This is a genomic window from Sporolactobacillus sp. PKPK-6 (assembly GCF_056678885.1).
On sequence record NZ_JBWXPA010000002.1, the window covers coordinates 666576 to 679690 of the forward strand.

At 42.6% G+C, this 13115-nt stretch carries 11 protein-coding genes and 13 tRNA genes; 3 read left to right on the forward strand and 21 right to left on the reverse strand.

Features of this window, described 5'->3' with window-relative positions:
• The first annotated feature begins 28 nt into the window (after positions 1 to 28).
• Positions 29 to 955 carry a DUF5655 domain-containing protein gene (locus AC1MBV_RS13995; protein WP_480948550.1) on the forward strand — a complete coding sequence of 309 codons (927 nt, stop codon included), beginning with the start codon at positions 29 to 31 and terminating at the stop codon, positions 953 to 955.
• A gap of 673 nt (positions 956 to 1628) precedes the next feature.
• Positions 1629 to 1895, forward strand: a complete 267-nt coding sequence (locus AC1MBV_RS14000) for a hypothetical protein (protein ID WP_480948551.1) — start codon at positions 1629 to 1631, stop codon at positions 1893 to 1895.
• Between the two features lie 204 nt (positions 1896 to 2099).
• On the opposite strand, the gene AC1MBV_RS14005 is transcribed toward AC1MBV_RS14000, so the two are convergent.
• From AC1MBV_RS14005 to AC1MBV_RS14015, 3 genes are all read right to left on the reverse strand, one after another.
• Complete coding sequence (locus AC1MBV_RS14005; protein WP_480948552.1) at positions 2100 to 4298, reverse strand: glycoside hydrolase family 15 protein; 2199 nt, start codon at positions 4296 to 4298, stop codon at positions 2100 to 2102.
• A gap of 134 nt (positions 4299 to 4432) precedes the next feature.
• Positions 4433 to 4615, reverse strand: a complete 183-nt coding sequence (locus AC1MBV_RS14010) for a PTS sugar transporter subunit IIB (RefSeq protein ID WP_480948553.1) — start codon at positions 4613 to 4615, stop codon at positions 4433 to 4435.
• A 534-nt stretch (positions 4616 to 5149) separates the two neighbouring features.
• Positions 5150 to 5407, reverse strand: coding sequence for a YkvA family protein (locus AC1MBV_RS14015; protein ID WP_255749192.1), 258 nt, complete (start codon positions 5405 to 5407; stop codon positions 5150 to 5152).
• A 190-nt stretch (positions 5408 to 5597) separates the two neighbouring features.
• Between AC1MBV_RS14015 and AC1MBV_RS14020 the strand changes: the two genes are divergently transcribed.
• A complete protein-coding gene (locus AC1MBV_RS14020; RefSeq protein ID WP_255749231.1) occupies positions 5598 to 5753 on the forward strand; it encodes a DUF1731 domain-containing protein in 156 nt (51 codons plus the stop codon).
• A gap of 201 nt (positions 5754 to 5954) precedes the next feature.
• Here the strand turns inward: AC1MBV_RS14020 and AC1MBV_RS14025 are convergent, their stop codons facing one another.
• The 18 genes from AC1MBV_RS14025 to AC1MBV_RS14110 all read right to left on the reverse strand — a co-directional run bounded on the left by AC1MBV_RS14025 (position 5955) and on the right by AC1MBV_RS14110 (position 12993).
• Positions 5955 to 6032, reverse strand: coding sequence for a putative holin-like toxin (locus AC1MBV_RS14025; protein WP_370646141.1), 78 nt, complete (start codon positions 6030 to 6032; stop codon positions 5955 to 5957).
• Between the two features lie 243 nt (positions 6033 to 6275).
• Entirely contained in the window at positions 6276 to 6437 is a 162-nt protein-coding gene (locus tag AC1MBV_RS14030) for a hypothetical protein (RefSeq protein ID WP_480948554.1), read from the reverse strand.
• 10 nt (positions 6438 to 6447) lie between these two features.
• On the reverse strand, positions 6448 to 6576 hold the full coding sequence (locus AC1MBV_RS14035; RefSeq protein ID WP_480948555.1) for a putative holin-like toxin: 129 nt from the start codon (positions 6574 to 6576) through the stop codon (positions 6448 to 6450).
• A gap of 235 nt (positions 6577 to 6811) precedes the next feature.
• Entirely contained in the window at positions 6812 to 10021 is a 3210-nt protein-coding gene (locus AC1MBV_RS14040; RefSeq protein WP_480948556.1) for a DEAD/DEAH box helicase, read from the reverse strand.
• Between the two features lie 298 nt (positions 10022 to 10319).
• Positions 10320 to 11351, reverse strand: coding sequence for an acyltransferase family protein (locus AC1MBV_RS14045; protein ID WP_480948557.1), 1032 nt, complete (start codon positions 11349 to 11351; stop codon positions 10320 to 10322).
• A gap of 363 nt (positions 11352 to 11714) precedes the next feature.
• A tRNA-Leu gene (locus tag AC1MBV_RS14050) sits at positions 11715 to 11796 on the reverse strand.
• Between the two features lie 34 nt (positions 11797 to 11830).
• A tRNA-Cys gene (locus AC1MBV_RS14055) sits at positions 11831 to 11904 on the reverse strand.
• A gap of 7 nt (positions 11905 to 11911) precedes the next feature.
• Positions 11912 to 11986: transfer RNA gene (locus AC1MBV_RS14060), tRNA-Gly, on the reverse strand.
• 6 nt (positions 11987 to 11992) lie between these two features.
• Positions 11993 to 12064, reverse strand: a tRNA-Gln gene (locus tag AC1MBV_RS14065).
• A gap of 7 nt (positions 12065 to 12071) precedes the next feature.
• Positions 12072 to 12147 (reverse strand) — tRNA-His (locus tag AC1MBV_RS14070).
• Positions 12148 to 12162: 15 nt separating this feature from the next.
• Positions 12163 to 12233: transfer RNA gene (locus AC1MBV_RS14075), tRNA-Trp, on the reverse strand.
• 12 nt (positions 12234 to 12245) lie between these two features.
• Positions 12246 to 12327 (reverse strand) — tRNA-Tyr (locus tag AC1MBV_RS14080).
• A gap of 56 nt (positions 12328 to 12383) precedes the next feature.
• Positions 12384 to 12459, reverse strand: a tRNA-Thr gene (locus AC1MBV_RS14085).
• 9 nt (positions 12460 to 12468) lie between these two features.
• Positions 12469 to 12544 (reverse strand) — tRNA-Phe (locus AC1MBV_RS14090).
• Between the two features lie 67 nt (positions 12545 to 12611).
• A tRNA-Asp gene (locus AC1MBV_RS14095) sits at positions 12612 to 12687 on the reverse strand.
• Between the two features lie 4 nt (positions 12688 to 12691).
• Positions 12692 to 12765: transfer RNA gene (locus tag AC1MBV_RS14100), tRNA-Met, on the reverse strand.
• Between the two features lie 6 nt (positions 12766 to 12771).
• Positions 12772 to 12847, reverse strand: a tRNA-Val gene (locus tag AC1MBV_RS14105).
• Positions 12848 to 12921: 74 nt separating this feature from the next.
• Positions 12922 to 12993 (reverse strand) — tRNA-Glu (locus tag AC1MBV_RS14110).
• Positions 12994 to 13115 lie beyond the last annotated feature (122 nt).

Here is a 13115-nt window from a genome sequence, read left to right on the forward strand (position 1 = left end):
TAATTTGTTTACTTGGGAGGGTTGTATTGTGGGGGATATTAAACTATTTAGTCTAAACGGTGATACCGTAAATGAATTAGAAGGGCAATCCGTTGCCATTGAAAAATCATTACAAAACCTATTTGAGCTCCATTTGGAAACTTTTTTAGGTGTTCGTTTTTTAGCTTCGGAATACATTACAGGAAAGCGTCATGCGGGGCGTATTGATACTTTAGGCATCGATGAAAACCATTCACCAGTAATTATTGAATATAAGCGATCCGTCAATGAAAACGTAATAAATCAAGGGCTCTTTTACTTAGACTGGTTACTTGACCATAAAGCTGAATTCGAACTCATGACTTTACATAAATACGGTGAACAAGTTGCTGAATCGATTGATTGGAGCAGCCCACGTTTGTTGTGCATTGCAGGCGGTTTTACTAAGTACGATGAGCATGCCGTGCAACAAATCAATAGGAACATTGAACTTTATCAATATAAGCATTATAACGATGGCTTTGTTTTGCTTGATCTGGTTAATGCTGCGACTTCACAAACGGTACATATTAGTGAAGAGGCCACCCCTCCTTCGCCTACTACAAACCATAATCAACGGGTGAAAACTGTATCTGACTACCTAGAACAAGCGAACACAGAATTAACCGATCGATTTGAAGCATTGAAAGCTTATTTAATGGCGCATGGTGATGACGTACAAATGAAGATATTAAAGCATTACATTGCTTTTAAGCGTATCAAAAATTTTGCATGCGTTGAAATACATCCGCAAACCGCAAAACTATTAGTGTATTTAAAAGTTAATCCTAAAGAAATAACGTTAGAAGTAGGCTTTACACGTGATGTGAGCAACATTGGACATTTCGGCACAGGTGACTTAGAAGTAACTGTTTCGAACGATGAGGATTTGGAAAAAGCAAAACGTTTCATAAATATGGCTTACGATGCGAGTTAAGGGGAATAAGATCGCTGATATACTTGATGATGGCTCATTTAGTTAAGAGCTCAAATAATGAAATAATGCGCTTTGATTAATCACTCTCCAAACAACCGAATGATTGCATTAAATCGCACGAACTGTGTATAATAAAATTAGAATAAGGCAAAATAAATCCGCCAGTGCTGCGAACACTGACGGCATGGCAATATCCGCGTTGAGCGGAGCGATGCAATGAATTAACTTCACATTTTAACAAATGATCCGTCCATCAAGCTATCGTGAGTAGCATATGAGGCGGATTATTTTTTTGTCTGACAGCATCAAGATAAGCACTCCGAAACTAATCATAAGTATTATCGCTTCAAATACTGTCATTGGCGTCACCCCCTTTCTGAGGGTGTCCCCTTTCTGAGGGTGTCACCGCATCCGCTCATATGCATCATCTATTGCCTGTCTGTAATTATAACAGAGTATGTATGTTCGGGCCTTCAAGTGGTCAGCTATTATGTCAACTTTTTTAGGGCTGTATCCGTTTGATTCTGCTCACTGCCGCTTCAACCAGCATCTCGTGGGACAGCCTCTTTTTTATTTAATTGTAAAATACTCATTTCATCTTCGCATATTCAAATTTTCTCAGAATATAATCGTATCCGGTGAGATAATGAAAAGAGGTGTGTGTATGGGATACATGGATAATTACGAAAGGGATGCCTACGGGATCGTCGCCTTTTGGTTGCGAAATAATCTTGAGCATGGTCAATTTTTTGACCGGGAAATCAGTCATCATGAATTGGAGTTAGCCCGTGTCAACCAGAGTATGGTTCAGAATTTGGCAGGGATATGGCAGAGGGCAGAAGCGAAACAGGAAGATCTTACTCTACGTGCAGAGCTTCTATTATTACTCATCTTTCGCAGAGTAAAAATTGGGATTAATCTATGTGTTTATAACATGTAAGCGACAAATAGTCCACACCTGGTTAAAGATGTGGACTACACTCAAGATTGTTTGATAACATTTTGTTGTTGTCTGAACTACTGGACAACCATGAAAGCCATTCATCGATCTTTTCATTTGTTGCCCAAGGTCACGGAGTTACAGATGCCGCCTTATCTTTCACATTCTTAATAAGTTGGGCGCAAACGCCATCAACGCTAGTCTCTACTTCTTCTGTTGATGGTAATAATCATTGATTCCCAGGATATAGGAACCTGATCCGAATCCGCCCATTGGAACGGATCCAGCATAATCCTGCGTGTTGTAGTCTAGCAATTCCGGAATCAGATTATAATTGTTTGTTGCTTGGCTCGTCATCCAGTTAAGGAGTGTCTTTGCCTCACTATTTCTGCCCATTTTCGATAAGGCGCCCGCAATTCTTAAATCAATAAATCCCCATTCTCTGGAATCATAGAGGTCGCCATCTTGATCCCGCTTATACCCAGGGGTGCTCCCCGTTAGAATGCGCAGGTTCTGGTTGTACGCTTTGATCATGCCTGATGCCAGACTTGATTTTGGGTTGACCATGTCAAAGTTGATCGCTTCAACCGTTGACGCGTCATTTTGATATGCCGGATCACCTTTTCTCTCAAGTGACGAAGCGATTGTACGGTACCCGTTCTCACGTACAACAAGCTGTTTCTTGACAGCATCTTTAATCGAAGAAGCCGCTTTACTGTATTTCTTTTCAAGCTGATCCTTACCCATTAATTTTGCCAGGTTGGCTGCTGACTTCAACCCTTGGTATGCTGTAATATTCGTATAGGCGAATTGTTGACGCGATGGTGCTGTTTTTAAGACGTTGAACGGGGTCCAGTGTTCCTCCCAGATTGAGGAGTCCGGCTGAATCAGACCATTTTCCGGTTGAATTAATTCAATCAGCAAGTCTGCGTCCTGCTTCGTCAGTTTGTTCCAGTTCGAGAGATGATTGCTTTTCAGGAATTGTGTATCACCCGTTGCACGGACATATTGATCAACACTCCATAAGAACAAGCCCCAGCCGTCAAATTCAATATTCGGCCCGTTATTGTTCCAGTCTGATTCTTCCGTGCCGTTGCCAAAATAGCGGCATACAGAAATCAGATAATTATTACTTAGTTTGACACCAAGTCCATAAGTTGGGGCGCCCTTATCTGTACTTTCTATGAAATTTTTTTGATAATAATTCTCTCCCGAAGCATCCTCTGTCTTCTTCATCTGAGCATCAAAGAAAAACTGAAGTGCTGCACGGGCCTCCTGATAATGTCCGGACGCAATTAGTGCCTGTATCGAGTAATTTCCGTCGCGAGCCCAGGCAATACTCCATTCCCCTGGTATTAAGCTGGCTAGTACCTGTCCATAGGATGCTCCTGTCTCGCGACTTTGAGACATCTTCAAAACTGCCGTAGACTGCCGGTATACCTGTTGTTCCTGTGCTGAAAGACCCGCCGGCATTTTCTCGGTTCTGTGCCACTTGGTCCACCAGTCTTCTTCCTGCTTCAGCAAAGCCTCAGGAGTACTGCTTAAAGCATTCTGTGCATTGGCAAGAACATCACTGCTTAAGTGACTTTCATTACCATCTTCATTCAACCCGATAAGCACACCGTACCATTTCGACTTTCCGACGCTCAGCTGATTTGTCCGGTTTTCAAATCCTGTGGTGATATCGTTTCCCTGGCTGACAATCTGATCATTCAGTTTGCCGTTATTTGTGGCATCAGCCCAGGGATTGCTCTCCGATCCGCTTAACCCGGTTTCGTAATGTTCCCCCGCCAGATTCAGATTTTTATAGATCGCAAGACTACCATTCTTGCTGTTAAATTCTTTAATGTACTTGCCTTTTTGATTGTATGTGGTTTGTTCGTTTGCCGTTCCATAGTCTGTCCCGAGATGCATATTTTGGTTAGAGAAGACAGAAACATTTTTATCCGTGTTCGAATTATTGGTCACGCGCACCAACATCACTAATAGAGAAGACTGATAGTGATTTTTTCCGGAAAAAGGAGTGAAGTAATAACTGTCAAATTTCAGGCCATCATTATGTTGCGTCGATTTAATAATATTGGTACCGTTTACATATTCGGCCGTATCAACAGGTACACTGTTCAACCAGGTGGCTTTGCCTCCGTTCACCCCATAACCGAAATAAGAATCCCACATGAAATTCGGTGTCGTACTGTTTTCATCGACATGGCTGTAAATATGCCGTTGATAACGAGTCATTTTTCCCTGACCAACCGAGTAAATAGCAGCTGCCAGACCGTTGGAGGTTGTCAGCTGGTTCCAAGAATTATGCCCTTTATAGTTAGAATCACTCTTCACACCACTTGCATGAGCTATTGGTACTTGAAAGGCCCAAAGAGACACCGAAAGTATCACTGTCATTAGAATAGAAAAGATACGTTTTACCGATCGCTTTTGAGACTGCAATCGAATTCCCCCTTTTCCCAACTAATATTTAAAAGAAGTAGAATATCATAATCGTTTTGTCTTGGCGGCACTTTCATATCAATCTTTTCCTAGTCAAAAATCAAATCATCATAAACTCGACATGCTGGATCGATTTGCTGTGCTGAAACCTTCTCACCTACTTTCATGTTTAAGGAGATGCACGGGATGGCTTTTGCCCAATTCGTACTCACTTGCCCATGTAACAAACGACTGTCAATACGTAATAAACGAACATCCATCGCCATGATCATTCACCATCATTTCTTGTGTGACCAAACACCCCATATCCCCCTTCACTTTTGCCGAATAAGTAATCCTTGTGTGTATCGAGCGTTCGCATTTTCCGAGTGCACAGCAGCGTTTTGATGATTTGGGTTTCAAACCTCGAAAAGACTGAAACTCCTCAGAGAATACCTACACTACATTACAAGGCAAGCAAACTACATGCCAATTTTTGTGTATCGTATAAAAGAGCTGAAATAACAGGATTTTTCCACTAATAAAAAAAACACATGAAACACTTAGATGTGTATCATGTATTTTGTGCATCGTTTTTTCTCTTCGTGTATTAACTATTTGGGCGATATAATACACTTCAACATCTGAAGGATCTATATTAGTCATGTCATGCAGAACCTTATTCGCCTGCTTCAAATCGGATACATTTCTCCGATCTAACGCTAGATAGTCCAGCTTGTCCTAAATAGTTCTGACTTTTTCTTTCATTAATAACTCCGAGTATTCCGGAATTTCCGCAAATAGATCCGTCACATTCAAAGATACGATTATAATAGCGCATCTAATTTTGAGACATCCACATCCTCGCCAAACCATTTCTTCAGCGCTTCTTTTGCTTTGTTTTTTGAGTCTTCATCTATTGAATAGGCAACTTTACCAATGATGAAAATCAAAACAGCTAAATCATCCGAATAACCTGCAACCGGGATAAAATCAGGAACTACATCAATCGGAAGTATAAAATAGGCTAGACCGGCGATAATCATTGCCTTGTCTTTAGCAGGAACATTTGGACTTTTTGCCATGAAAAATAAGACAAGTGCAAAATATACAACATTAAGTCCTGCCTTTTTAGCATGTCTACCTAGTTTTTGCCAAAATTTTTCTTTTGAATAAATCTTATTTGCTTTTTCTTCATCAATAATCTCTAAGTAGTTTCTTGCACCGTTATCTTCCGTGCTTCACCGTCCCTATTGGCTTCCCGTTCCTTCCGTTGTGCTAAAGCTCGCGCTTGACCGAAAAAGCACGATGATTCTTGACGGTCAGCACGTCCTCCCTCAGGTGCTAACCAAAGCAGGTTTCACATTCACCTTTCCAACCCTAAAGCCAGCACTGGAAAATCTATTAAATAATGCGCGATGCGCCTTTTAATCACTCTCCAAACTAACAAACGAATGATTGCATTAAATTCTCCAAACTGTGTATAATAATAGTAGATCAAGGTAAAATAAATCCGCCAGTGCTTCGAACACTGACGGAATAGCAATATCCGCGTAGAGCGGAGCGATGCTGAAATTTCACAACCACAACGGGATAATCCGTCTCAACTCCGGCTAGAGCATATGAGGCGGATTATTTTTTTCTGTCTGACAGCATCAAGATAAGCACTCCAAAACTAATCATAAGTGTTATCGCTTCAAATACTGTCATTGGCTGCACCCCCTTTCACAAGGGTGTCACCGCATCCGCTCATATGCATCATCTATTGCCTGTTTGTAATTATATCATAGAATGTACGTTCGGTTCTTCAAGCGGTCAGTTATTGTGCCAATCTTTTTAGGAGTGTATCCGTTTAATTCTGCTCGCTGCCGCTTCATTCTACTCCAATTGAACAAGGTCCTGATCAACTGATATACTTGCTTCATGATGCGATGAGAAGAAACGTGCATTGCATTAAATCCGGCGAACTGTGTATAATGATAGTAGATTAAGGCAAAATAAATCCGTCAGTGCTGCGAGCACTGACGGTATGGCAATATCCGCGTAGAGCGGATGCTGTGCTTCATCAACATAGCGTATTTTCACAACGATCCGTCTCAGCTCCTGCAAGAGCATATGAGGCGGATTATTTCTTTCTGTCTGACAGCATCAAAATAAGCACTCCAAAACTAATCATAAGTGTCATCGCTTGAAATACTGTCATTGGCGCCACCCCCTTTCTGAGGGTGTCACCGCATCCGCTCATATGCATCATCTATTGCCTGTCTATAATTATATCATGGAATGTATGTTCGGTTTTAAAGTGGTCAGTTATTGTACCAATCTTTTTTGGACTGTATCGTTTTTTTCTGCTCGCTGCTGCTTCGTCCATCTTCACATGCATGCGTATTGAATGATTTTCAGGATCAAAAAATGCTTGAAAATCATTGATATAACAACGATTTTCAAGCATCATCCTTCAAAATTTTTGAGACGTATTCTAACCCTGCTCAGATACTCAGAATCTCTTTAATTTCTTGTTCGGACATCCGTGACAGGGATTGATCACCGGATTCTACCACCGTTTCAATGAGATCCTTTTTCTTTTGTTGCAGTTCATGTATTTTTTCTTCAATTGTACCTTGAGTGAGCATACGGACAACCTGTACGACGTTGCGCTGGCCGATACGGTGCGCTCTGCCGATTGCCTGATCCTCAACCGCCGGGTTCCACCACAAGTCATAAAGAATCACGGTATCGGCGCCGGTCAGATTCAGTCCTGTGTTGCCCGCTTTGAGCGAGAGCAGGAATACAGCGTTCTCCCCTCGGTTGAATTGTTCCACCATATTGACGCGTTCTTTTGCCGGGGTCTGCCCGTCTAGGTAAAAAAAGGACAAGCCTTTTTCCTCTAAAGCTGTACGGATAATGGCCAGCATGCTGGTAAATTGTGAAAAAATTAAAATTCTGCGGCCGTTCTCAAGATAATCGGAGATCATTTCAAGGAGCTGCTCCAGCTTGCCGGATTCTCCATGATAGTCTTCCACAAAGAGGGCAGGATGGCAGCAAATTTGCCGCAGCCGAGTGAGTCCGGCAAGGATCTTGATTCGGCTCTTCTGAAATCCTTCCTTTTCAAGGGAATCCTTTGTTTCCTTCTGAATTTTTTCAAGGTAGGCCAGATAAAGCCCCTTCTGATCCTTTGTCAGTTCGGAGCTTTGAATGGTTTCGATTTTGTCAGGAAGCTCCGATAAAACATCCTTCTTCACGCGGCGAAGCAGGAATGGCCGGATCATTCGTGCAATTTTTTCCTGATCCATCTTTTTAAACTCTGAAAGCTTCGGGAAGAATCCGGGTAGAAGCGTCTGGAAAATCGACCAAAGCTCATCAATCGAATTCTCAATCGGTGTTCCGCTCAATGCGAAGCGGTTCCTTGCCTTAATTTTGCGAACGGCTTGGGCTGTCTTCGTATTGAAATTTTTGATTGTCTGCGCTTCGTCAAGGATCAGCGTACTGAATTTTTCATTCTCATAAGTGTCAATGTCCTGCCGCAGCGTTTGGTATGAAGTGATCCAGATATCAGGTTTCTGCTCTTGCTGAAGCAAGGCCTGCCGTTCCAGCACTGTCCCTGATGCAACGACAGCATTTAGGTCAGGTGCGAATTTTGTCAGTTCATTTTTCCAGTTGTAAATCAATGATGCCGGCGTAACAATCAATACCGGTTGAACATCGGACTTCGTTTCTTTTTCCGATAAAAGAAACGCAACACTTTGTACTGTCTTGCCCAGCCCCATCTCATCGGCCAAAATGCCGCCAAGTCCGTAATTTCCCAGTGTTTTCAACCATTGATAGCCGTAATATTGATAGTCTCTGAGATCGGCATGGAGCGAATCGGGCAAATCAAATTCAATCAGTTCCGGGTTTTTCAGTCGGTTCAAAAAGCGTCGAAATCCCTTGCCAAAGCCAACGGATGCATGCTGGTCACCGAGGATTGAGTCAATTTGCCCGCCGCGATAAATCGGCACGTTCAGTTGATTATCCTGAAGCTCTTTCCTTGATATGTTCAGTTCGTCCAGCATCTGTTTGACGGACGCGAACGTCTCATCCTCTAATGGGACAAAGGTGCCGTTCGGGAGACGATAGTAGCGTTTCTTTTCAACAAGTGATTGAAGGATGTTCTGAATCTCATCTTCTTCAATCCCATCAAGCTGGAAGTGGACATCGAGCCAATTTTCGCTGTCATCCATATCAATTTTCGCAAACGGGGTCTTTTGGTCTGGCATCAAAAGCGTTCTGACTGAACTGGTCAGAAGAATTTCCGCAACATTTTCCAGTTGCGGGAGGTCCTCGTATAGAAAATCGTAGATGGCTTCCTCTCCCTCGGCATACAGCTGATTCCCGCTGATTTTTAGCGAAGAGGAGTCAATAATATCCATAATCACTTGTTCTTTTTCCGCATCGCGAATAAAGATCTGATCATCCGCCCCGGCGCCTTCATCTTGTTCGAAGGGCTTCACGACCGCATGTCCATAATGGTATTCAAGCTGAACAGTCAATTGGTCATCTTCACGATCAACCAGCAGTTTCGCATGCAGCGAATGCCATGCGATGCGCTCTGAAACCGTATCCGCAATCTTCAGTTCGCTGATTTTCTTCAAACCGGGTGCCGCGTGAGAAAGAAACGATTCAATCTGATCTTTTCTAATCGGCAGCGTAGTGATTCCGGAGCGGCTGACAATCGAGAAGAGTTCGCCAACCAACCCTTGTTGATCGGAAGAAAGATGATATAATTCTCCATTTTTTAAAAGATAACCATATTGATCGAGATACTCAGCATCGTCCAGATCGGACAGGTCCACCTCATAATCGCCTTGCGAACGCTCATCCAAACGAAGTTCAAATGGACGTTCATTTTCATGTACAGTGATCTGATTCCCGCCTAACAAGCCATTATCAAAATTAATGGAGCAGGATTGGAGTTTGTCCAGGAGCTTCGGAAACAGCATTGGAGGAATAATGAATTGACGGTCATCGGCACCCGAGTAACTTCCGGTATACGCGTTCTGCATCATCCTGTAATTTCTATAGCTCATCTGCTGACCAAGCATATCAATAACCGCCTGATCTTCAGGCGTGTACCCATGCTCCGAGGGACTATATGAAAACTTTTTCGTAAATGTATACGAATCTTGGTTAAGTACGGCAGTGATAAAGTCCCTGATATTCTTGACAACATACAGTCTTTTGGTGCCGGTCTTCATCTGCAAGGTGATCCATGATGAATGAAGGCCAATCGTCCATTCAGTTTGCATCACCTGTTTCCGATCAGCATGCTGCCGATCATATTCTTTCTGTTGAACGCGCGAAAACGTATCGATTAATTGGCCCGTTAAATCCTTGTTGAGACGAGCGATCATATGATATCCCGATACGCGCATCCCCTCTTCTTGCTCTTCTTTTATTTCCAGAAGAACAGCCGCCACATGCTTACAAGGGGTTGAAAATTGCTCAGCGGCCGGACAGTCGCAGTCATAGATAAGCGATCGCCCTTCAAAGCACACATCGACCACATATTGCTCTGTCCCTTCAATTTCCGCTTCCCAAGAATCGGTGTTCGAGTCATAATAGAGGCTTTCCACACGTCCTTCAAGGTAATAGTTATAGCCGCGTTGATAGATGGTCGGGGAAAAATAGTCTTTAATTATTTTTTCTGTTAGTTGAATCATGATTACACTACACACCTGTTCGCTTCATTTATCGTGCGACGTTTTCGTCATTTCGACTGAATCAAATTAAAAAAAGGACTAATTACCGCAACTATAACACAGATTGAAGGCGCAGCAATAGAAGGACACTTTCTAAAAATATGGCATTTGCTAGGTGTTGATCATACAAAAAAGTCGATACTGAAGAACCCGTAAACTAGAGATACTTCGGAACTCGTTGCAGCAAAAAAGTCAGCGCTTTGACTGATGCAAAGCACTGACTTTTTACAGTAGTTGATATGTTTTCACTCGATCCGGATCAGCTGCTCGCATACTGTCTTGGGCGATGGTGCATCAGAAAGTTCGTAAATTGTTTCCATACCAGCATGACTATAATAGGGATTAATAAGCCCATCAGACATTTTAACAGCCAGTGGTCAGGGAGCCCCATGATTTCCGGCAAGTCAAACAGTGCTCGATGCCAAAACATAATCAGCACCGTATGACGCCCCCAGAGAACAAGCCAATGAAAATATTTAAGTTCACTCAGTATTTGCGAGATGAGTATAATCCCTAAGCATAAAATGAGCGGTGTAATCAACGCCAGCCCCGTATGATTTAGATTATCCGATTTCAGATATAATGTGAAATTGATTTTCTTGGTGAATTGATCGTGAATAAGAAATAAATAAAAGATACCAATGGCCAAAAGGGTTATATATTTATGAGACATAGTCTGAAGCAATTTGAACCCGTAATAGCCGGCCAGCATATATGTGGTGGTAATTAATACGACTTGGACATCCCATGGGAAATAAGGGTGTCCTAGGAACTCTGGTTGCTGATGAACTGTTCCAATGGCAAACAGAGTCAGACTGATGATCCATTGTAAGACCACAGGACGCACCCAAGTGATCAAAACGATAACCACGATCAGTGTGAGAATATAGACATTAATGAACCAAAAAATGCTTAAATAATTATTAAGCGTCCTTCCACCGTAAACCAGGCGGACAAAATAGAAAGCGGTGTACGACCAGTCCTGATTACGGACAAAATGGCTAAGCATAATTAAAATGCTTCCCATTAGGAAGTAGGAAACAACTAATGGTTTGCAGCGACGTGACCAAAAGTGACGAACCGCTTCCCAATTATGAGAAAGCGGTTTTAAAAAGAATCCTCCGATAATAAAAAAGAGCGGCATATGCCACCAATAAATGGCATCATAAACGAGATCAAAAGAACGTATATCGCGCTCAGAATCAATGGCGTGCCCGAATACAACCGCTATGATTCCCAGCGCCTTTGCTATATCTACCCATGTAATCCGCCGCTTAGTAGTTGACACCATATCAACAATCACCTTTCATCCCTTAAGCATTTCTATCTTTACTTGAGATCAACCTAAACTGGAATATTTTCCTTTAAAATGGCCTCACAAATGCTTAGTTTAGCACGATTCATTTATTTTGAAAGGTCTATTCACAAGTTTAATCTAAATGTAAAAATTGAGTTTTCTGCCCCAATATAGCGCATAATTAAACTGAAATTTCGTGAATTTTATGGAGGCTTGAAGTTCGAAAATTAAGGGTCAAGCAGGGGTAAAAGGAATGAGCAGTTGGAAATCTTTTTACAAGAAGTTTAGTTGGTTTCTCAATGAAACAAAAAGGCATCTCAGAAATTTCTGAGATGCCTTTTTCGTCAAAAACACTGATACCGGTGGTCGGGGTCGAACCGACACTCCCGAAGGAACATGATTTTGAGTCATGCGCGTCTGCCAATTCCGCCACACCGGCACAATAAAAAATAATGGCAGTAAAAGTAAGTAAATGGAGGCGACACCCGGAATCGAACCGGGGATAAGGGTTTTGCAGACCCGTGCCTTACCGCTTGGCTATGCCGCCATAATAATGGAGCGGAAGACGGGATTCAAACCCGCGACCCCCACCATGGCAAGGTGATGTTCTATCACTGAACTACTTCCGCATTAAATTGGCCCAGCTGGATTCGAACCAGCGCATCACGGCACCAAAAGCCGTTGCCTTACCGCTTGGCCATGGGCCAAAATTTATGGGGCGATTAGTGGGGATCGAACCCACGCGTGCCGGAACCACAATCCGGTGTGTTAACCACTTCACCATAACCGCCATAATGATTAAAAACAGGGGTAGTAGGAATTGAACCCACACTGGAGGTTTTGGAGACCTCTGTTCTACCTTTAAACTATACCCCTATAATATGTAAATGGAGGGAGAAGGATTCGAACCTTCGAACCCGTAGGGAACGGATTTACAGTCCGTCGCGTTTAGCCTCTTCGCTATCCCTCCACAATAATAAATAAAATATAAGGAATAGATATTGGCATCTATTGTATAAAATATAATGGTGCCGATCAGAGGACTTGAACCCCCAACCTACTGATTACAAGTCAGTTGCTCTACCAATTGAGCTAGATCGGCACGAACAAATGGTGGCTCGAGGCGGAATCGAACCACCGACACGAGGATTTTCAGTCCTCTGCTCTACCGACTGAGCTACCGAGCCATTATGTAAAAAACAAATGCTGACAATATTAAGTGAACAGCCTATGTTGTAAAAAAACAAAATAAAATGGCGGATCCGAGCGGATTTGAACCGCCGATCTCCTGCGTGACAGGCAGGCATGTTAACCCCTACACCACGGATCCACAATTGCGGGGGCAGGATTTGAACCTACGACCTTCGGGTTATGAGCCCGACGAGCTACCAGACTGCTCCACCCCGCGATGATATGGTGGAGGATATAGGGCTCGAACCTATGACCCTCTGCTTGTAAGGCAGACGCTCTCCCAGCTGAGCTAATCCTCCATATAATTTTGAACAAGCCATTAAAAACACCATTACATTCTAATACATGGCTCATAAAAAATCAAGTAAAACAATGACCCGTACGGGATTCGAACCCATGAACCCACCGTGAAAGGGTGGTGTCTTAACCACTTGACGAACGGGCCAGAAAAGCAATTGTCGTAACATCTTGCCGCCGACTTTTAAAATGTTACCATCATTCATACCAAATTGCAAGTGTTTTTATAATTAATTTTTAAAAATCAACTATTCCAGTATAACCGATATA